Raw genomic sequence first — 19,094 nt, 5'->3', positions numbered from 1 at the left:
AATGAAAAACTTGTTTTCCTTCTCATTTACTTTAATAACCATCATTCTGTTTTTATCAAGTTCTACCTTTGCTCAAAGATGGGAGCAAATAGGAAAAAAAGGTGACTGGGAAAATACAATTGATGTAGTAGCGATGAACGGATACCTATATAGTATCGAAAAAAACGGCACACTCTTTAAAACTGATAAAAACGGAAGCTATGAACAAATCGGCACCAAAGGAGAATTTGATAACGTCAATTTTCTAGTCGCTATGGGCAACGAAATTTGGACAGTGGAAGATGGAGATTTATATCACACTAACCCCACAACAGGAACTTGGGAAAGAGTAGGAAAAAAAGGTGATTGGAAGAATACCATAGGCATGGTAGGGCTAAACGGCAAACTTTATAGTATTGAGACAAACGGCACACTCTACGAAACAAACAAAGATGGAACTTGGTCTCAAATCGGTGACAATGGAGCGTTTTCCTCTGCTGAAATGCTAGAATCAATGGATAACCACCTTTGGACTGTCGAAAAAGGTACTCTTTACAAAACCAACATGCGTACGCTTCGTTGGCAACAAGTAGGTGATGAGGGAGATTGGGAAAATACAGTTGCAATGGTGGCCGATGGTGGTTTCCTTTGGAGCGTTGAGAAAGACGGTACACTTTTCCGTACTGACAAAACTGGAACTTATGAACAAATTGGCCCTAAAGGTATCCTTAGTGAAGTCAGTCTTATGACTGCCATGGGAGGAATGCTATATGTAGTCGAAAATGGAACTCTTTACCGTACGAAAGGGTAATATGATTGTATAATCTGCTACACTTTATAAAATTCGTTTTTATTCAAATGACTTCTTTAGACATCGTAAGACAGTACTACGCTTATTTTAATGAAAAAAACTGGGAGGGAATGTTGTCTTTGCTAGACCCCGAAGTGCGCCACGAGCCCAACCAAGGCGAGGTCAGAATCGGCAACGAAAAGTTCACGGAATTTATGCAGCACATGGACGAATCGTACGAAGAAACCCTGACCGACATGGTATTTTTTAGTGCTTCAGACGATAGCCGCATCGCCGCCGAATTTGTGGTCAATGGCACTTACAAGCAAGCTGAAGAAGGCCTTCCTCCCGCTCATGGACAGCAGTATGTGTTGCCAGCAGGGGCGTTTTTGGAAGTAAAAAACGGCAAAATCACCCGCGTCACCACCTATTACAACCTACCTCTTTGGATTAAATTAGTTTCGTAATCTGACGCATGAATCTATCTTTTATCAGCAAGCACGGTGGCGAAATCGCTACCGTGTTTGAAGACCTAGGTCAGCTCCGTATCGCTGTTTTTCGAGATTTCCCCTATCTATATGAAGGTACACTTTCTCACGAAAAAGAATACTTACAAACCTACGCCAATGCCGAAAGAGGGTTTTTGTTTGCAGTATATGACGGCCCACAAATGGTAGGAGCTACCACCTGTATTCCACTTCTCAACGAAACCCCCGAAGTACGTTTGCCCTTTGAGGAAGCAGGTTATGATTTAAGTAAAATATTTTATTTTGGCGAAAGCATTTTACTTCCTGCCTATCGAGGGTTAGGACTAGGTCATCGTTTTTTTGACGAACGCGAAGCTCATGCCCAAAGTTTTGGCACTTATACTATTACCTGTTTTTGTGCCGTAGTAAGAGTAGAGAACCACCCTGCTCAACCCCAAAACTACCGCTCCAACGATGTCTTTTGGCTCAAAAGAGGCTATCAAAAAGACCCAAGCTTACAAAGCAGTTTTGAATGGCTTGATGTAGGCGATACCTCTCCTACTGTAAAACCGATGGTTTATTGGAAAAAAGAATTATAAAATGAACGTTACCGTAGCCTCTGCCCAATACCCTATCAGTCATCATATACATTTTGAAGCATGGCAACAGCACACCTCTGAATGGGTCGCTCAGGCTGTGAAGCAACAAGCGCAGCTTTTGGTATTTCCTGAGTATGGCTCGATGGAATTGGTGAGTATCTTTCCCGACGAAATTCGCCTTGATATTAGGCGACAAATACTAGAACTTGACACCATCAAAAACGATTTTTGCGCAGTTTTTGAGAATTTGGCACGTATGCATCAAGTCGTGATTGTGGCTCCGAGCATCCCTGTTATCGAAAATGGAAAAGCACACAATCGCGCATTTGTCTTCTCGTCCAAAGGATTGGTAGGCTATCAGGACAAATTTTTCATGACTCGTTTTGAAGATGAAGAATGGGGTATCCAAACCTCTCCTAAAGTGTTGACGCTTTTTGAAGCCGAATGGGGCAGTTTTGGGATACAGATATGCTATGATGTGGAGTTTAGCATTGGAAGCCAGAAACTTAGCGAAGCAGGCGCGTCACTGATTTTGGTGCCAAGTTGTACAGAAACCATCCGAGGGGCTACGCGTGTACATGTAGGTGCTCGCGCTCGTGCCCTCGAAAATCAAGCCTATACGGTAGTCTCGCAAACCATTGGCGAGGCTACGTGGTCGCCTGCCGTGGATGTGAACTATGGCTTTGCAGCTTGTTATTGTACTCCCGACAAAAATCTCCCCGAAGAAGGTATTATCAATAGCATGACTCCCCAAAAAGTAGGATGGCTGGTAGAAACCCTTGATTTTACCAAAATCGACCAAGTACGTATGGATGGTCAAGTCTTCAATTTTAAAGATCACGCAAGGCTACAAGCAGATTTTCGTAGCGAACAAATTAGCATTTGTAGAATAAAGCTTTAAACGCGGGCGGCGTTTTGAACATATCAACGCAGGGAGCGTTCAAAACGCTCCCTGCGTTAAGTATGCACACACAAGGCTATAAGCAGATTTTCGTAACGAACAAATTAGCATTTGTAAAATAAAGCTTTAAACGCAGGCGGCGTTTTGAACATATCAACGCAGGGAGCGTTTTGAACGCTCCCTGCGTTAAGTATGCACACGCAAGGCTATAAGCAGATTTTCGTAACGAACAAATCAGCATTTGTAGAATAAAGCTTTAAACGCAAGCGGCGCTAACATTTAAACGCAGGGAGCGTTTTGAACGCTCCCTGCGTTAAGTATGCACACACAAGGCTATAAGCAGATTTTCGTAGCGAACAAATTAGCATTTGTAGAATAAAGCTTTAAACGCGGGCGGCGCTAACATTTTAACGCAGGGAGCGTTTTGAACGCTCCCTGCGTTAAGTATGCACACACAAGGCTATAAGCAGATTTTCGTAACGAACAAATTAGCATTTGTAGAATAAAGCTTTAAACGCAGGCGGCGCTAACATTTCAACGCAGGGAGCGTTCAAAACGCTCCCTGCGTTAAATTAAATTACTTAATCATTTTTTAATTTAAAAATAAACAAACATTCATTTATCTTTGTACCCATCATGAGAACACGTGACGAAAACAAAGAAATACAAGTACAACAAAAAGCCATTGAGCTAATCGTAGCTCACGGATTAGAGGGTTTTAGTATGCAAAAACTGGCAAAAGCGGCGGAGGTCTCCCCTGCCACTTTGTATATTTACTATAAAGACAAAGAAGACCTCATTACGAGCATTGGGCTAATCATCGGCAAAAAATTCAGTGAAAGTGTTTTGAAAGATTTCCACGCAGATTTGCCTTTTGCCGAAGGGCTCCGCATTCAGTGGCGAAACCGCGCTCAGTACGCTATCGAAAATCGATTAGAATCAGAATTTTATGAACAGATTAGAAGTTCTTCTTTCAAAGAAAAAATTATGGAAAACTTTGTAGAAGATTTCAAAATCTCGATGGGGATGTTTGTAAAAAATGCCATCAGGCGTGGCGAGCTTACTCCTATGCCCATAGAAGTATTTTGGTCAATAGCCTACGCACCTCTTTACAATCTGATTCGGTTTCATCACGAAGGGCGCAGCATCGGAGGACAGCCATTTAAAATTTCTAATGACATCATAGAGCAAACCCTAGCACTTACCATCAAAGCTTTAACGCCTTCTTGATTATCTATCTTTTAACGTATGAATCGTCTTCACTACAAAAATCATGGAAATTCCATTCGAAATACTCATCTTCAAAACCGACATCAAAACCGAGGCCCACAAACATAGCATAGGACTGGTATTGGATGCAGTAGCTGACATTCGGCGCTGGACGGTCGATTGTGAAGATTGTGACTGTGTATTACGAATCGAAACAACGCAGCTCATAAGTACTCAAATTCAAGAATTGGTATCCAACGCTGGTTTTATTTGTGAAGAACTAACCCATTAATATATGCAGCCTATCCATATTGCAACCCATCGGCTCCTGTCCCAAAAAATTATCAATAGCGATTTACTGACTCCCGCCGAGGTAGTATCACACTTGGGAGCGGTGCAAGCGCAAGATTATACCATGTCCAAATGGGGCATTGGGCTGCGTATTCCACAAACTACCAACTCGCAAGTGGAGCAGGCTATCACAGAAGGACAAATTGTGCGCACACACATCATGCGTCCTACGTGGCATTGGGTAGCAGCGCAAGACCTCCGATGGATAATGGCGCTTACGGCTCCTCATGTACAACAGTTAGTAGCGTCTATGAATCGTAAACTAGAGCTAGATGATCTAATACTCCGTAAAGCTAGTGAGGTAATGACCACGGCTTTAGCGGGTCACAACTATCTTACGAGAAGTGAGCTGATGACCCAAATTGAACAAGCAGGTATCATTACCTCCGATTTGAGAGCGGCGCATCTGATGGCGTATGCCGAACTCAATTGCTTGGTTTGTAACGGACCTATGCGCGACAAACAAATCACCTACGCACTTGTCGATGAGCGTATTCCTGCTACGCAATCTTTGTATCGGGAAGAAGCACTAGGAAAGCTAGCCCTCAAATATTTTACAAGTCACGGCCCCGCTACTGTACAAGATTTTGCGTGGTGGTCGGGACTCAAAATCACTGACGCGCGAAAGGCTGTTGCCTTGGTGGAATCTAGTTTTATCAATGAAAAAATAAACGACCAACTTTATTATTTTCTCAACTCTTCTTCTATATCCACTCATAGCGTGCATCTGCTCCCTGCTTTTGATGAGTTTATGGTCAGCTATAAAGACCGTACGGCATCGCTTTCGCCCAACAAACACCAAGAGGCGATTACGGGAAATGGCATCTTCAAACCTATCATCGTAGTGGATGGAAAAGTAACAGGCATATGGAAAAAAGTCATTTCCAAAAAACAAACAAAGGTTCAAACCTCCTTTTTCGACACGGACTTTGAATCAGACTTATTAGAAAAAGCCCTCAAACAATATATCCACTTTTTAGAGAAGTAAGACTTTCTTCTCTCTGACAAATAAAAATCGATAACAACCATGATGCAAGACAAAAAACCGCTTTTTTCGAACTATCAAAAATGGGTAGTCGCTCTACTCGCACTCACCCAATTTACCGTCGTGCTAGATTTTATGGTTATGTCTCCTTTGGGCGACCAACTGATGAAATCCATGAAAATCACTCCTTCTCAATTTGGCTTTGTGGTATCGAGCTACGCCTTTAGTGCGGGAGTATCTGGGCTACTTACGGCTGGCTTTGCCGACAAGTATGACCGCAAAAAATTACTCCTATTTTTCTACATTGGGTTTATCGTAGGCACGCTCTTTTGTGGCCTCGCTCCTACCTACGAAACCATCGTAGCGGCTCGCGTTCTGACGGGTTTGTTTGGGGGTGTCATCGGCTCAATTAGTATGGCAATTATCACTGACCTTTTCAATCTTGAGCAACGAGGCCGTGTCATGGGCTTTGTACAAATGGGCTTTGGGGCAAGTCAGGTATTAGGGATTCCTATTAGTCTTTATTTGGCTAATATTTGGGGGTGGCAATCTCCCTTTTTAATGATCGTAGGATTAAGCATTATTTTGACCATAGTCATCATCCAAATGATGCGCCCCGTCGACCAGCACCTCAAGCATCAAAGTGAGCGTAAGGCAGGGGCTCACCTTTGGCATACTCTTACCAAACATGATTATCGAATAGGCTTTTTGGCCACGGCGCTTATGTCTATTGGGGGATTTATGATGATGCCTTTTGGAAGTGTATATGCTATCAACAACCTTAAAGTAACTCCCCAACAACTCCCCCTTATCTTCATGGTAGCGGGCATTAGTTCGCTGATTATAATGCCGTTTATTGGTCGTCTTAGTGACAAAATAGACAAATACAAACTTTTCACTGGCGCCTCACTTTGGATGGTGGTCATGATTTTGATTTACACCAATTTGGGTATAGTTCCCCTTGGCATTATCATCTTTTTCAACGTCTTGATGATGGCTGGCATCATGAGTCGGATGGTTCCGGCTACTACGATGATTTCTGCGCTTCCTGTACTTCAAGATAGAGGGGCATTTATGAGTATCAACTCTTCACTTCAACAAATAGCGGGCGGAATTGCCTCCTTTGTAGCAGGTTTGATTGTGGTTCAAAAAGACAATTTCAGCCCTTTAGAACACTATAATACCCTTGGAGGAGTAGCCGCAGTGATTACGCTTCTGTGTATATTGATGATGTATCGTGTAAATCGCTTAATTAAAAGACAGCAAAATCAAAGCGCTGAAATTCAAGTAGTTTAAATTTACAACAATTAATAAACAGAAAAAAAAGGGTAAAACTTAACAAGTGTTAGATTTTATACCACTTGTTAAGTTTTACCCTTTTCCAAAGATATTCCTGTCTTGGGCATCCGAGTGACGACTGACGTTTTTTTTATCCTCTCACCAATTCCAGAATCGTAATCTCAGGCAAAATCCCTACTCTGCCAGGGTAGCCAATGTACCCAAAACCTCTATTGACATACAAGTGCTGCTCACCTTGCGTGTACAATCCACCCCATTGTTTGTAACGATACTGAACCGGGCTCCACTGAAACCCTCCTACCTCTACCCCAAATTGCATACCGTGCGTATGCCCTGCAAAAGCCACATCAATATCCTTAAATCTATCGGTAGTTACTTGAGCATTCCAGTGGCTTGGGTCGTGCGACAACAAAAGTTTAACAGGAAAATCTTCGGTGTTTTGAGCAGCCCTTTCCAAACTACCATATTGGGCAAAACCACCCATTCCCCAGTTTTGAATTCCCAACAAACCAATCTGCTCGTTACCTACTTTGATTGCGCGATGTTCGTCAACCAACAAGTCCCAGCCCAATAGCTGATGTGCTTCTTTCAAATCTAGTAAATTTCGGCGTTTGGCTTCGGCACTTGGCCATTGGTAATAATCCCCATAATCGTGATTACCAAGCACCGAAAAGGTCCCGAGGGGGGCTTTAATTTTTTTGAAAATATCGATGTAGTCTTTTACTTCATCAGCAGTGTTGTTAACCAAATCACCCGTAAAGAAAAACAAATCTGGCTTCTGTTCCATCAACATTTCTACTCCACCTTTTACTGCTGTTTTATTAAAAAAACTACCAGAATGTATGTCTGATAATTGTGCGATTTTGATACCTTCAAAAGCCTTAGGTAAGTTTTTCAAAGGTACTTTTATCCGACGAATCCGGTAATCATGCGCTCCTGAAATAATGCCATATGTAAAACCAGCAACGGTAGTTCCGGCAACAGCCAAAGCAGATTTCATCAAAAATTCTGAACGCGGAATTGTAGGCTCTCCCACCGCCGGACTTGGTGCGGCAGCTTGGTCTCCAAACAAACTTATGACCCACTTTCCAAAGCGTACGACATCATCGAGCAACACAAAAAACAAAGCAAATACCTTGGCAAAATAAGGAATCAATAGCCCCGTCCAGATGAATTGGCGTGTCATGCGACTGAGCGAGTCGGCAGGCATCAAAAACTGCGTCACAATCCAAATCCCTAAACTGACAATAGGAATAGCCCAATAAATAGCGTGAATAAGGCGGCGGGCATCAAGAGATAGGCCGCGAGTTAGGGTACGAACAGCTTGAAAAACATACAAGTCCAACAAAAAAAAGACGCCTATAGTTATGAGAATAGAAGGCAAACGATTCATGGTTAAATGATTAGAATGGATTTGGAAGTACAACAAAATACATCATCAAAAAGTGTATTATCTGACAGAGATTTGTGGGAAACGGAAGATTTTTAGGATGAACCTGCTATTTTTGGCTTTTATCCCTTTTGATTCGACATGATTGACATACAACTTTCTGATAAAACCCTCAATCCACAAACTTGTTTTGACTCCGTAGTTTCAGAAGCTGCTGGCGGAATTGTCACCTTTGTAGGTACAGTCCGCAATCAGACCAAAGGCAAAACAGTATTACGGCTCGAATTTGAAGCCTATGCACCAATGGCCATCAAAGAAATGCAAAAAATTGCTGAAGAAGCCGCCCAAAAATGGCCCGTTCTTAAGATAGCAATTTATCATCGCGTGGGTATTTTGGAAGTGGGCGAGATACCCGTAGTGATTGCCGTGGCCTGCGCGCACCGCCGCGCCGCCTTTGAAGCTTGTCAGTTTGCAATAGATACTCTTAAAGAAACTGTACCTATTTGGAAAAAAGAATTTTTTGAAGATGGCGAAGTATGGGTAGCAGCTCATCCTTAATGCCTGTATCTCTTTATCACATTTAAAGCTTGGTACCTTTAAACAATACCGAAGCTTTGATGGCCTGTTCTTTTAGACTTAAAAACTTTTTCCGCTCTTCATCTTTCATAAAATCTTCAAAATCTTGCTGAGTCCCAAATTCAACAAGGTGAATCTCATAGGGATTCTCTATGTGAGATGCAATATAAGAATCGTCCGAAGGGCGTACCCGAAACAAAAGCTTCCCGTGGTATTTGGCAATGAGAGGAATCGCCACGCTTTCAAACTCATCAAAAACCTTTTCTTGGCCTGGCCTTATATAAATAAGTTGGGTGATATAAATCATTGTGTTTATAATATACTGATGGTTATTATTATCAATTATGTCTATGATTGAGTAAGATTTCTCAGTTATTTTTTACAATTAACTGACCTGCAATCATATAACTTTACAATTTTATCAATAACTTCGGAAACAACCACAATTATAGACAAAAACTATATCGATATAAAAACAATCAATTTGATTTATCAAAAAGCTTATTGTAATTTTGAAAACCAATCATGGAAAAATCCAGATACAAGTTGGAAGAATTTGAAGTAAAATATACATTTCACCCTACTCTTCTTTCATAAAACCAATAAACACAGAGTTTCTTAAATAAATAATCAATATTATAAAATGGAACAACATACCCCCTCAAACCCCTCCGTTTATGATGTCAACAGTGAAGGTGGCAAATGCCCATTTTCAGGTGCTTCTTTAAGTAAAGGTGCTGGTGGTGGCACACGCAACAGAGACTGGTGGCCCAATCAATTGCGATTGAATATCCTTCGTCAGCATTCCTCATTGTCTAATCCGATGGGCATTGACTTCAACTATGCAGAAGAGTTCAAATCGCTTGACTTAGCTACCGTAAAAAAAGAAATTGTGGAGTTGATGACTACTTCACAAGACTGGTGGCCTGCCGATTATGGTCACTACGGCCCTTTCTTTATTCGTATGGCGTGGCACAGCGCAGGTACTTACCGTATCGCTGATGGTCGCGGCGGAGCAGGTTCAGGAAGCCAACGTTTTGCACCACTCAATAGCTGGCCCGACAACGGTAACCTCGACAAAGCACGTCTTTTGCTTTGGCCTATCAAACAAAAATATGGCAAAAAAATCTCATGGGCCGATTTGATGATTTTGGCAGGCAACTGCGCTCTCGAATCTATGGGTTTCAAAACCTTTGGATTTGGCGGTGGTCGCGAAGATATTTGGGAACCCGAAGAAGACATCTATTGGGGCTCAGAAGGCAAATGGCTCGACGATAAAAGATACTCTGGCGACCGCAATCTCGAAAATCCCCTAGCAGCGGTTCAGATGGGGCTTATTTATGTGAACCCAGAAGGCCCCAATGGCAACCCTGACCCTATTGCTGCTGCACGCGACATCCGCGATACGTTTGGACGTATGGCCATGAACGACGAAGAAACAGTAGCACTCATTGCGGGCGGACATACTTTTGGTAAAGCGCACGGTGCCGCCGACCCTAGCAAATATGTAGGCCCTGAGCCCGCCGGTGCAAGCATCGAAGAACAAAGCCTTGGCTGGAAAAATACTTTTGGTACCGGCAACGCTGGCGATACTATCACGAGTGGTTTGGAAGGTGCTTGGACTACCACACCTACCAAATGGAGCAACAATTATTTCTGGAATCTATTTGGTTATGAGTGGGAATTGACCAAAAGCCCTGCGGGTGCACATCAGTGGAAACCCAAACATGGCATGGGAGCTAATACCGTACCCGACGCCCACGATCCTGAAAAGCGCCACAATCCCATCATGTTTACGACAGACTTGGCCTTGAGAATGGACCCCGCCTACGAAAAAATCTCAAGACGTTTCTTCGAAAATCCCGATGAATTTGCTGATGCTTTCGCAAGAGCATGGTTCAAACTTACCCACCGCGACATGGGCCCTATCGCTCGTTATCTGGGACCAGAAGTACCTAGCGAAGAGCTTATTTGGCAAGATCCCGTGCCAGCCGTAGACCATGAACTCATTGATGACAACGATGTGGCAGCCCTAAAAGCCAACATTCTTGCATCTGGCCTTTCGGTGTCTGAGTTGGTATCTACTGCTTGGGCTTCTGCTTCTACTTTCCGTGGCTCCGACAAGCGCGGTGGTGCCAATGGTGCCCGTATTCGCCTGTCACCGCAGAAGTACTGGGAAGTCAACAACCCTTCGCAGCTTTCTAAAGTACTCGGGATACTTGAAAGCATCCAAGAAGAATTCAATGCTATCCAAACAGGTGGCAAAAAAGTATCCCTCGCCGACCTCATCGTTTTGGCGGGAGGTGCTGGTATTGAGCAAGCCGCTAAAAATGCAGGTGTAGAAGTAAGTGTACCATTTACGCCTGGCCGTACCGATGCTTCACAAGAGCAAACTGATGTAGAATCTTTTGCCGTACTTGAGCCAATCGCCGATGGTTTCCGCAATTACCAAAAGAAACACTATACCACCACTGCCGAGGAGATGCTGGTAGATAAAGCGCAATTGCTCACCCTCACTCCTCCCGAAATGACCGTGCTTGTGGGTGGATTGCGTGTACTCAATACCAACTTTAACCAATCTCAACACGGAGTGTTTACGACTCGTCCAGAAGCACTTACCAACGATTTCTTCATCAATCTCCTAGATTTGAGTACTACCTGGAAATCAACCTCTCCGCATCAAGATGTGTTTGAAGGTCGCAACCGTGCCACTGGCGAACTCAAATGGACAGGGACACGCGTGGATCTTATCTTTGGCTCAAACTCGGAGCTTCGCGCCCTTGCTGAAGTATATGGCTGTGGCGATTCGCAAGAAAAATTCTTAAAGGATTTTGTAGCCGCTTGGACCAAGGTTATGAATCTTGATCGTTTTGATTTGGCTTAATTGCTAAGTATCAAGGCTTACTAATAAAAAGCGGTGGTTTGATATCAACCACCGCTTTTACTTTTTTAGCCTAAGTCGCACAGCATTTTTTATATTTTTTACCGCTCCCGCAAGGACAACTATCGTTGCGATTAATCGGTATTATTTTTCCAGAGTGATAAAACCACTCATTTTGTTGCTTCACAAAAAGCGAGTGTTCATAATGCACGCGGCTTTTTTTCTGCTCATCTTTATAAAAAGCCTGAAAACTTACCTCTCCTTGCTCATCTACGGCTGTACCTTTATGAGTTGAGATGATTTTTAGCCCCTTCCATTCCGACTCTCTCGCCCAAGCTTCTATTGATTCTTGGTGATACTGAAATCGTGTAGCAGGATGCGTAGTGGCCATCAGATAGGCTCCCGCCACTGTACAATAGGCCGAGTAACGCGACTTCATGAGTTCTAAAGCTGTTTCAGCTTTGCGTTTTCCATTGATAATACCCTCACAACAATCTTCGAATTCCTGCCCCGACCCACAATAACAAACTGATGACATACAATAAGAATATTTTAAAAGAAAAAGGCCCAAATATCTTGATTACTTTCTGTTAATGAAAATTCCGACAGGGAAGACATTGCACACAACATCCCTACTAATATTTTTCTTAACTCACTTTTAGTCTTCTCTCAACTTATCCCTCACTTCCATCAAAGCAAATCCCAGCAGATTGAGTCCCTTCCAGAGTTTAGGATTTTTCACTTTTTCGTCATTCGCTGCTAGTCCTATGCCCCAGATTTTGTCAACTGGGCTTGCTTCCACCAAAATTCTGTCTTTGGTATTCAACAAAAAAGCCTTTAAATCTTCATTTTGAGAAAATTTGTGCCACGACCCTTCTACCACAATGCGTTCCCTCTCCCTAAGCCATATTTTTTCATCAAAATGACTCACTTTACGCCCTAACGCTTTAGCTTCCGCTGGAGATTGAGTATTTATAATCTTGTGATATACCTCAATATCATCAAAGAGTAGAGCTTTTTGAGCCATCATCCAATGCTCTGCCGTATTATATTTCACGCTATTGACGACGAAAGGAGAAAACCACCATTGGCTCAGACACGATTGGGTAATGTCTCCATTCTTACTTGGGTGATGCCCCCAGAAAAATAAATATTTTAACCGTTTTCCCTTCTCAAAATGGGAAATTAACTCTTCAATATTATACTCGCTTAATTTTTCTTGCATAATTAATCTGAATTCTTTGATTTCTGTATTGAGAAGTTCTAATTGGTTAAGCTGCTTCAATACAAACAGCTCCATAGCTCTTTTCTGCCCCTTTACTTAAAATATACCCTCGACTTTAGGATAAGCCGAGGGCAAAAAGGGTTTGATATAAGCCCTTACAAAAGCGAGCTATCAAATACTGTTTTTACTAAAACAGTTTTTCATTTGGGGGTTTAATACCTTTCAAGCGAAGGTAAATAGTGGTTTGACCACGGTGGTGGGTTTGGTGTTCAAAACACTTGGCAAAGGCTACTTCGCGGGTCATATCCCGTCCAAAAAGCTTCATAGTCTCTCCGAGTTGGGCATCGCTCATTCCTTTCAAGCCATTGATAGCAAAGTCATAGCTATCCATTACGGTTTTGATTACTTGTTCTTTAGAACTTGTAGCAGCAGCTTTTTCGGCAGCTCCTCTCTCCATAGGGCTTGCTTTGCCAGTAGCCGCAGCCGTAAATCCGAAATTTGCATCCGCAAGGTGCATCATTTGCTCCGCAAAAGAACGAATCTCTGGGGTGGGTTTGAGTTTGTAGCCATCTTCAGGCATCGCATCCAAATACTCTTTGGTGTACTCCTTGGCACGTTCCCAATCTTTCACGGCTTGCGCCACGTTGGCTACAGGCTTGGTGGTGGCGTTTGCCAAAATCAGCAAAGTGGCCAAGCCCAATACGATACATAGTTGTTTCATGAGATAAAAGTTAAGGTACAGATTAAGTTATATTAGTAATATCTTCCAAAAATAAAAAAACTCTTTTCCTAAAGATGAGGGTATTAACATTTTAAACTGTCATTAGAAAGAAAATCAACAAAAAAACGTTATATATTTACATACCAAACTCTGACATGCTATGAAATCGCGAATCACTCTTTTAGCTACCTTTATCGCATTAACTACTTTTTTGAGTAGTTGTTTTTACGGAGGTTATCGTGGGCGTCCCGATTATTATGGGTCGCGCTATTATGCTCCTCGGCCATATGCGCGGGTTGTACCGCCTCCTATGGTGGTCCGGCCAAGGGTATATGTAGCTCCTCCACGTTATAATTATCGCCCCCGATATGAAAGTAGACATCGTCATCGCGACTATCGTTCGGGACGTAGACGTTGGTAAAAAAGCATATTAACTTTTTGAATTAGACATAAAATATCATGAAACGTAGCGTTTGGCTCATTCTGACCATTGTCCTTTTGCAAGTAGACGCCCCTGAAGCAGAGGCCAAAGTCAATACAAATCAAAAAGCGACCGTAGAAGCCGCTTCCGAAAAGTCTTTGCTTCGAAAACGTAAGCGTAATCGTCAGCGCAAAGGATTTATGTGGGGACTATTTCGTAAGCGCAATGCTTGTGATTGTCCCAAACATTAGGAGTCTCACAGCTGTTATCATCCAGTAGCTGTATATCTGTTATCTGTATGTGGGTTGTCAGGGAATCAAACTGAAATAGGCATCCTAAAATTTTGAAGAAAAGCCGCTTGAATTAGGCTGTATTTATAAAAAAATCCCCCTCTTGATGAGCAAGAGGGGGATTTTTTATGTGGATGAAAAAGCCTAAGCCATTTCCAAATCTTTTGAATAACGCTTACGCTCGTTTTCGTCAAGATAAATCTTACGGATACGAAGCGTAAGAGGGGTTACCTCTAGGTATTCGTCTTTTTGGATATACTCCATTGATTCTTCCAATGAGAAATTGATTTTGGGTGCAATCCGAACGTTGTCGTCTGAGCCAGAAGCACGCATGTTGGTCAATTTCTTAGTTTCTTGCAGGTTTACCACAATATCTCCAGGACGGCTATGTTCACCTACTACCATACCCATATAAAGTTCTTCGCTTGGATCTACAAAAAACTTACCACGCTCTTGCAAACGGTCGAGGGCATAAGGAGTAGCAGGGCCAGTTCCTTTCGAAATAATCGAACCATTGATACGCCCAGGAATCGCCCCTTTATGAGGTTCATAAGATTTGAAACGGTGAGAAATTACCGCTTCTCCCTGCGTAGCTGTCAATACATTAGAACGAAGTCCAATCAACCCGCGCGACGGAATATCGAACTCCAAATGTTGCAAATCGCCCCGTGGCTCCATCACAAGTAAATCTCCTTTGCGTTGAGTCACGAGCTCGATTACCTTTCCAGCCGATTCTTCGGGTACATCTACCACTAGCATCTCAATCGGCTCGAGACGTTGTCCACGATCATCTTGTTTGAAAATCACCTGTGGCTGCCCTACTTGTAGTTCATAACCTTCGCGGCGCATGGTTTCAATCAATACCGACAAATGAAGAATTCCGCGCCCAAACACCAAAAATTTATCTTCAGTATCGGTTGGCTCTACGCGCAAGGCAAGGTTTTTCTCCATTTCCTTAAACAAGCGATCGCGCAAGTGACGTGAAGTTACAAACTTGCCTTCTTTACCAAAGAAAGGTGAATTGTTGATGGTAAACAACATATTCATCGTAGGCTCATCTACTGAGATACGAGGAAGCGGCTCTGGATTTTCGTAAAGCGTGATGGTATCTCCGATTTCAAAATCCTCCAAACCTGTCACGGCACAAATATCACCCGAAGAAACTTCACTTACTTTCTGACGGCCTAGCCCTTCAAAAGTCTGTAACTCTTTGATACGAGCGCGTTTTACACTTCCGTCTGATTTGCAAAGACCCAGTTGAGCACCTTCTTTCAAAGTACCACGATGCACGCGACCAATGGCGATACGCCCAACAAAAGAGCTATAATCTAAAGATGTAATTTGCATTTGAGGCTCCCCTTCATTGACAGGTGCCGCAGGGATATGCTCCACAATGACATCCAAAAGATAAGAAATATCATCGGTAGGTTTTTGCCAATCAGGCCCCATCCAGCCTTGTTTTGAAGAACCAAAAACGGTTGGGAAGTCAAGCTGATCTTCGTTGGCCTCTAAGTTAAACATCAAATCGAAAACCGATTCGTGTACTTCGTCGGGGCGGCAGTTGGGTTTATCTACTTTATTTACGACCAATACCACTTTGAGTCCCAATTGCAAAGCCTTGCCCAATACAAAGCGAGTTTGGGGCATAGGTCCTTCGAAAGCATCTACTAAAAGCACAACGCCATCGGCCATCTTGAGTACACGCTCTACCTCACCCCCAAAGTCGGCGTGGCCTGGCGTATCTATAATGTTGATTTTTACGTCTTTGTAGCGTACTGATACGTTTTTAGAGACAATAGTAATACCCCGTTCGCGTTCGAGGTCGTTGTTGTCCAAAATGAGGTCGTCAAACTGTTGGTTTTCACGGAACAGTTTTGAAAAGTGGATAAACTTATCCACAAGAGTGGTTTTACCGTGGTCAACGTGCGCAATGATGGCAATGTTGCGGATGCTTTGCATTTGAGTTGTTTTGTTAACTGTGTTATTGTCAATTGTGAAAGATTCGCTTTAGGTTAGCTAAACGATTAATTTTCAACAATTAACTTGTCTTCAAAAAGACCCGCAAAGGTACAACTATTTTATCAAAAACACAGATGAGTACAATATTAAGTACACAAAATAGAAGAAAATAGCAGTTTTTTATCGGAATAATTCAAATATACAAATAACTTTTCACCTTCCTCAACATCGCTTCTACTTTTACCTTAGGGTCACCGGGGCCGAGGGTTTCGATAGGTACATATCCTTGATAATCGGATTGCTTTATCATTTTAATGACTCGCTCTAAGTCGGTATCTACTTCTTGCCCCTCTACAAAGATTTTTTCTTTCAGTTGCCAGTTTACTGCGTATTGTATGGTTTGCTGTATTTGCTGGTAAGGGTCTCCGATACGGTAGCTACCCGTATCCAGAATAAGCCCAAACCATTCGGACTCAATCGCCTCAAAAACAGAAATAACATGCTGCGCTGTTTGAATAAAATCAGCATGATTTTGTAATCCGATAATCACCCCATTTTGCTTGCCATAGGCTACGCAGGCGTCAATAGATTCCAGCATCCATTCTTGTACCTGCTCTCGCGCTACGCCTTCATTTTTTTGCACTCCTGAAAAAATCCTCAATACGGGGGCACCTAGTTTGGCGGCTACTTCAATCCATGCTTTTACAAGTTGTACTTCTTTTTCTCTTTTTTCCTTGTCGGAAAGGGTAAAGTCATTTCTCACGCCCGCTCCGCTTATTTCTAATCCTTGCCGAAATGCCCTTCTTTTGACATGATATATGTATTCGTTGCTCGGTACTTGAGGATAACCTCTAAAATAATATCCCGTGATGTCTACCGCATCGAAGCCAATTTCTGCACAAAAATCAATGAGGTCATCAAGATTCATGCTGCCATTCATGAGAGGCGCATTGAAAGAATAAGCATTGAGACTTGTCTTAAGACGTTTGGGCGTAGCCACCGTATGGGCTTGTGCCGCTTCACTACCAAGCGAACCTAATGCACCTATTGCCAACGATTTGATGAAATTTCTACGCTGCGATTGTGTGTCCATTTTTTGAGGGGGAATTGGTGTGTAACTCATGTTTTATCCTACTTTTGTCAAAACATCAATTGTATTCGAAAATACTCTATGAAAACCCTTTTATCCGCTTTCTTCTTTTTTATTTTGTTGGCAAACAGCCATGGCCAATCTTCTAATTTTGTAAAGGATAATTATACAAAATGGGATCGACAAATTACGATGCGTGATGGCGTGAAGCTGTACACTGTCATTTATATTCCAAAAGACAACAGTCAAAAATACCCCATTTTGATGGAGCGTACACCTTATTCGGCAGGGCCTTATGGCGAAACAAACTACACCACAAATGGCCCCGGCCCAAGTCAATTGCTTTCGGAAGAGAAGTATATTTTTGTGACCCAAGATGTGAGAGGACGCTACATGAGCGAAGGAAAGTTTGAAGAAATGACACCTCATCAGTTTTCCAAAAAAACACCCAAAGACACCGATGAAAGCACTGATACCTATGATACCGTAGAGTGGCTTCTCAAAAACATACCTCAACACAACGGGCGCGTAGGGATTACGGGAATATCTTACCCAGGGTTTTATGCTTCTGCTTCCTTGCCCGATGCTCACCCTGCCATCAAGGCAGTATCGCCCCAAGCGCCCGTTACGGATGAGTTTGTGGGAGATGATGCCCGTCACAATGGTGCTTTTTTTCTCATGGACAACTTTAGTTTTTTGAGCTATTTTGACGCCCAACCCAGTCAACCCGTTGCCAATTATAATCCTCTGTTTAGTGCCAAAATCAAAGATGCCTATGATTTTTTCTTGAAACTTGGCCCGCTTAAGAATGCCAATAATGCCGCGTATTTCAACAATAAAGGGCGGATTTGGAACGAATACCTCCAACACGAAACCTACGATGAGTATTGGAAATCGCGCAATATCCGTACAGCCCTCAAAAACGTCAAACCTGCCACTTTGGTAGTAGGAGGATGGTTTGACGCCGAAGATTTGTTTGGCGCTTTACGGACGTATGAAGCTATTGAAAAGCAAACTCCTTCTAATAAAAATCAGCTTGTTATGGGGCCGTGGACGCATGGTGCTTGGTCGCGGCCAGATTGGTCTAGTTTTGGCAATCTCAATTTTGGTTCCAACACCGCCAAGTACTTTCAGGAAGAATTGGAATTGAAGTTTTTTAATTTTTATCTAAAAGACAAAGGACAATGGAACGCCGCCGAAGCCACGGTTTTTGATACAGGCACCAATGAATGGAAAACTTTTGAGACGTGGCCACCCAAAAACCGCGAAGCCAAAGAATTACATTTTCAGGCCAATGGCAAACTTACTTGGGAAGAAGTTGCCAATGCGGAGGGATTTGATGAATACATCAGCGACCCGCACAAACCTGTTCCTTATACCGACGGAGTTTTTGCACGTCGCAACAATCAATATATGATAGAAGATCAGCGTTTTGCCGCTCGTCGTCCCGATGTGCTTACCTATGAAACCGAACCTCTCACCGAAGATGTTACATTGGCAGGCCCGCTTACGGCTCATTTTTTTGCCTCTACCACGGGGAGTGATGCCGATTTTATTGTAAAATTGATTGACGTACTTCCCGACGATACACCTGCCCCAAGCCCCAACCCTAAAAACATCACCTTGGCTGGTTATCAGCAACTTGTAAGAGCAGAAGTACTAAGAGGAAAATTTAGGAATAGTTTTGAAAAGCCCGAAGCTTTTGTCGCGAATCAAATCACTGACGTAAAAGTGCGTATGCCAGATGTGTTACATACTTTTAAGAAAGGGCACAAAATAATGGTACAGATTCAAAGTTCTTGGTTTCCGTTGGTAGATAGAAATCCCCAAAAATTCATGAATATCAGCGAGGCCGATGAAAAAGATTTTCAGAAAGCAACCATCAGAATCTACCATGCCCCCAAAAACGATTCGCACTTGCACATGTCGGCTATTAAACCATAGCATTGATTATTAAGCCC

20 protein-coding genes are annotated in these 19,094 nt (G+C 42.7%); 13 read left to right on the top strand and 7 right to left on the bottom strand.

The genetic code is table 11. The features are described from left to right. The first annotated feature begins 1 nt into the window (after position 1). The 8 genes from P1X15_RS22805 to P1X15_RS22770 all read left to right on the top strand — a co-directional run bounded on the left by P1X15_RS22805 (position 2) and on the right by P1X15_RS22770 (position 6,577). Complete coding sequence (locus P1X15_RS22805) at positions 2 to 790, top strand: hypothetical protein (RefSeq protein ID WP_277340453.1); 789 nt, start codon at positions 2 to 4, stop codon at positions 788 to 790. Positions 791 to 837: 47 nt separating this feature from the next. Continuing rightward, entirely contained in the window at positions 838 to 1,236 is a 399-nt protein-coding gene (locus P1X15_RS22800; RefSeq protein WP_277340452.1) for a ketosteroid isomerase-related protein, read from the top strand. Between the two features lie 8 nt (positions 1,237 to 1,244). Continuing rightward, entirely contained in the window at positions 1,245 to 1,835 is a 591-nt protein-coding gene (locus P1X15_RS22795; RefSeq protein WP_277340451.1) for a GNAT family N-acetyltransferase, read from the top strand. Between the two features lies 1 nt (position 1,836). Further along, positions 1,837 to 2,736, top strand: coding sequence for a carbon-nitrogen hydrolase family protein (locus P1X15_RS22790; protein WP_277340450.1), 900 nt, complete (start codon positions 1,837 to 1,839; stop codon positions 2,734 to 2,736). A gap of 636 nt (positions 2,737 to 3,372) precedes the next feature. Then, positions 3,373 to 3,966 carry a TetR/AcrR family transcriptional regulator gene (locus tag P1X15_RS22785; protein ID WP_277340449.1) on the top strand — a complete coding sequence of 198 codons (594 nt, stop codon included), beginning with the start codon at positions 3,373 to 3,375 and terminating at the stop codon, positions 3,964 to 3,966. Between the two features lie 43 nt (positions 3,967 to 4,009). Next, positions 4,010 to 4,237: a hypothetical protein gene (locus P1X15_RS22780; protein ID WP_277340448.1), complete on the top strand. Its 228-nt coding sequence runs from the start codon at positions 4,010 to 4,012 to the stop codon at positions 4,235 to 4,237. A 3-nt stretch (positions 4,238 to 4,240) separates the two neighbouring features. Then, complete coding sequence (locus P1X15_RS22775; protein ID WP_277340447.1) at positions 4,241 to 5,284, top strand: winged helix DNA-binding domain-containing protein; 1,044 nt, start codon at positions 4,241 to 4,243, stop codon at positions 5,282 to 5,284. A gap of 39 nt (positions 5,285 to 5,323) precedes the next feature. Next, on the top strand, positions 5,324 to 6,577 hold the full coding sequence (locus P1X15_RS22770) for an MFS transporter (protein WP_277340446.1): 1,254 nt from the start codon (positions 5,324 to 5,326) through the stop codon (positions 6,575 to 6,577). A 133-nt stretch (positions 6,578 to 6,710) separates the two neighbouring features. Here the strand turns inward: P1X15_RS22770 and P1X15_RS22765 are convergent, their stop codons facing one another. After that, complete coding sequence (locus tag P1X15_RS22765; protein WP_277340445.1) at positions 6,711 to 7,973, bottom strand: metallophosphoesterase; 1,263 nt, start codon at positions 7,971 to 7,973, stop codon at positions 6,711 to 6,713. Between the two features lie 138 nt (positions 7,974 to 8,111). On the opposite strand from P1X15_RS22765, the gene P1X15_RS22760 reads away from it, so the two are divergent. Then, on the top strand, positions 8,112 to 8,528 hold the full coding sequence (locus P1X15_RS22760; RefSeq protein ID WP_277340444.1) for a molybdenum cofactor biosynthesis protein MoaE: 417 nt from the start codon (positions 8,112 to 8,114) through the stop codon (positions 8,526 to 8,528). Between the two features lie 22 nt (positions 8,529 to 8,550). On the opposite strand, the gene P1X15_RS22755 is transcribed toward P1X15_RS22760, so the two are convergent. Continuing rightward, on the bottom strand, positions 8,551 to 8,853 hold the full coding sequence (locus P1X15_RS22755; RefSeq protein ID WP_277340443.1) for a DUF1330 domain-containing protein: 303 nt from the start codon (positions 8,851 to 8,853) through the stop codon (positions 8,551 to 8,553). Between the two features lie 336 nt (positions 8,854 to 9,189). On the opposite strand from P1X15_RS22755, the gene katG reads away from it, so the two are divergent. Next, positions 9,190 to 11,430 (top strand): catalase/peroxidase HPI, encoded by a 2,241-nt coding sequence (gene katG, locus P1X15_RS22750; RefSeq protein WP_277340442.1) that lies wholly within the window; start codon positions 9,190 to 9,192, stop codon positions 11,428 to 11,430. Between the two features lie 70 nt (positions 11,431 to 11,500). On the opposite strand, the gene P1X15_RS22745 is transcribed toward katG, so the two are convergent. From P1X15_RS22745 to P1X15_RS22735, 3 genes are all read right to left on the bottom strand, one after another. Then, positions 11,501 to 11,965 carry a YchJ family protein gene (locus P1X15_RS22745; protein ID WP_277340441.1) on the bottom strand — a complete coding sequence of 155 codons (465 nt, stop codon included), beginning with the start codon at positions 11,963 to 11,965 and terminating at the stop codon, positions 11,501 to 11,503. 120 nt (positions 11,966 to 12,085) lie between these two features. After that, a complete protein-coding gene (locus P1X15_RS22740; protein ID WP_277340440.1) occupies positions 12,086 to 12,727 on the bottom strand; it encodes an NADAR family protein in 642 nt (213 codons plus the stop codon). A 112-nt stretch (positions 12,728 to 12,839) separates the two neighbouring features. After that, positions 12,840 to 13,373, bottom strand: a complete 534-nt coding sequence (locus P1X15_RS22735) for a DinB family protein (protein WP_277340439.1) — start codon at positions 13,371 to 13,373, stop codon at positions 12,840 to 12,842. Between the two features lie 160 nt (positions 13,374 to 13,533). On the opposite strand from P1X15_RS22735, the gene P1X15_RS22730 reads away from it, so the two are divergent. Beyond that, positions 13,534 to 13,794: a hypothetical protein gene (locus tag P1X15_RS22730; protein ID WP_277340438.1), complete on the top strand. Its 261-nt coding sequence runs from the start codon at positions 13,534 to 13,536 to the stop codon at positions 13,792 to 13,794. A gap of 38 nt (positions 13,795 to 13,832) precedes the next feature. Continuing rightward, entirely contained in the window at positions 13,833 to 14,045 is a 213-nt protein-coding gene (locus P1X15_RS22725; protein WP_277340437.1) for a hypothetical protein, read from the top strand. 183 nt (positions 14,046 to 14,228) lie between these two features. Here the strand turns inward: P1X15_RS22725 and typA are convergent, their stop codons facing one another. Both typA and P1X15_RS22715 read right to left on the bottom strand, forming a co-directional pair. After that, positions 14,229 to 16,043: a translational GTPase TypA gene (gene typA / locus P1X15_RS22720; RefSeq protein WP_277340436.1), complete on the bottom strand. Its 1,815-nt coding sequence runs from the start codon at positions 16,041 to 16,043 to the stop codon at positions 14,229 to 14,231. Between the two features lie 193 nt (positions 16,044 to 16,236). Continuing rightward, complete coding sequence (locus P1X15_RS22715) at positions 16,237 to 17,166, bottom strand: sugar phosphate isomerase/epimerase (protein WP_277340435.1); 930 nt, start codon at positions 17,164 to 17,166, stop codon at positions 16,237 to 16,239. 48 nt (positions 17,167 to 17,214) lie between these two features. Between P1X15_RS22715 and P1X15_RS22710 the strand changes: the two genes are divergently transcribed. Continuing rightward, complete coding sequence (locus P1X15_RS22710; protein ID WP_277340434.1) at positions 17,215 to 19,077, top strand: CocE/NonD family hydrolase; 1,863 nt, start codon at positions 17,215 to 17,217, stop codon at positions 19,075 to 19,077. Positions 19,078 to 19,094: the final 17 nt, after the last annotated feature.

The organism is Runella sp. MFBS21, assembly GCF_029433105.1.
GTDB lineage: Bacteria > Bacteroidota > Bacteroidia > Cytophagales > Spirosomataceae > Runella.
This window is presented reverse-complemented; position numbering and strand designations above follow the sequence as displayed.

What these genes read in the sequence shown, in the direction of transcription:
- P1X15_RS22800 (WP_277340452.1), top strand. Translation starts at nt 838, where the DNA reads ATGACTTCTTTAGACATCGTAAGACAGTACTACGCTTATTTTAATGAA.
- P1X15_RS22770 (WP_277340446.1), top strand. Translation starts at nt 5,324, where the DNA reads ATGATGCAAGACAAAAAACCGCTTTTTTCGAACTATCAAAAATGGGTA.
- P1X15_RS22765 (WP_277340445.1), bottom strand. Translation starts at nt 7,973, where the DNA reads ATGAATCGTTTGCCTTCTATTCTCATAACTATAGGCGTCTTTTTTTTG.
- P1X15_RS22780 (WP_277340448.1), top strand. Translation starts at nt 4,010, where the DNA reads ATGGAAATTCCATTCGAAATACTCATCTTCAAAACCGACATCAAAACC.
- P1X15_RS22755 (WP_277340443.1), bottom strand. Translation starts at nt 8,853, where the DNA reads ATGATTTATATCACCCAACTTATTTATATAAGGCCAGGCCAAGAAAAG.
- P1X15_RS22745 (WP_277340441.1), bottom strand. Translation starts at nt 11,965, where the DNA reads ATGTCATCAGTTTGTTATTGTGGGTCGGGGCAGGAATTCGAAGATTGT.
- P1X15_RS22775 (WP_277340447.1), top strand. Translation starts at nt 4,241, where the DNA reads ATGCAGCCTATCCATATTGCAACCCATCGGCTCCTGTCCCAAAAAATT.
- P1X15_RS22790 (WP_277340450.1), top strand. Translation starts at nt 1,837, where the DNA reads ATGAACGTTACCGTAGCCTCTGCCCAATACCCTATCAGTCATCATATA.
- P1X15_RS22740 (WP_277340440.1), bottom strand. Translation starts at nt 12,727, where the DNA reads ATGGAGCTGTTTGTATTGAAGCAGCTTAACCAATTAGAACTTCTCAAT.
- katG (WP_277340442.1), top strand. Translation starts at nt 9,190, where the DNA reads ATGGAACAACATACCCCCTCAAACCCCTCCGTTTATGATGTCAACAGT.
- P1X15_RS22805 (WP_277340453.1), top strand. Translation starts at nt 2, where the DNA reads ATGAAAAACTTGTTTTCCTTCTCATTTACTTTAATAACCATCATTCTG.
- P1X15_RS22725 (WP_277340437.1), top strand. Translation starts at nt 13,833, where the DNA reads ATGAAACGTAGCGTTTGGCTCATTCTGACCATTGTCCTTTTGCAAGTA.
- P1X15_RS22735 (WP_277340439.1), bottom strand. Translation starts at nt 13,373, where the DNA reads ATGAAACAACTATGTATCGTATTGGGCTTGGCCACTTTGCTGATTTTG.
- P1X15_RS22710 (WP_277340434.1), top strand. Translation starts at nt 17,215, where the DNA reads ATGAAAACCCTTTTATCCGCTTTCTTCTTTTTTATTTTGTTGGCAAAC.
- typA (WP_277340436.1), bottom strand. Translation starts at nt 16,043, where the DNA reads ATGCAAAGCATCCGCAACATTGCCATCATTGCGCACGTTGACCACGGT.
- P1X15_RS22785 (WP_277340449.1), top strand. Translation starts at nt 3,373, where the DNA reads ATGAGAACACGTGACGAAAACAAAGAAATACAAGTACAACAAAAAGCC.
- P1X15_RS22730 (WP_277340438.1), top strand. Translation starts at nt 13,534, where the DNA reads ATGAAATCGCGAATCACTCTTTTAGCTACCTTTATCGCATTAACTACT.
- P1X15_RS22715 (WP_277340435.1), bottom strand. Translation starts at nt 17,166, where the DNA reads ATGAGTTACACACCAATTCCCCCTCAAAAAATGGACACACAATCGCAG.
- P1X15_RS22795 (WP_277340451.1), top strand. Translation starts at nt 1,245, where the DNA reads ATGAATCTATCTTTTATCAGCAAGCACGGTGGCGAAATCGCTACCGTG.
- P1X15_RS22760 (WP_277340444.1), top strand. Translation starts at nt 8,112, where the DNA reads ATGATTGACATACAACTTTCTGATAAAACCCTCAATCCACAAACTTGT.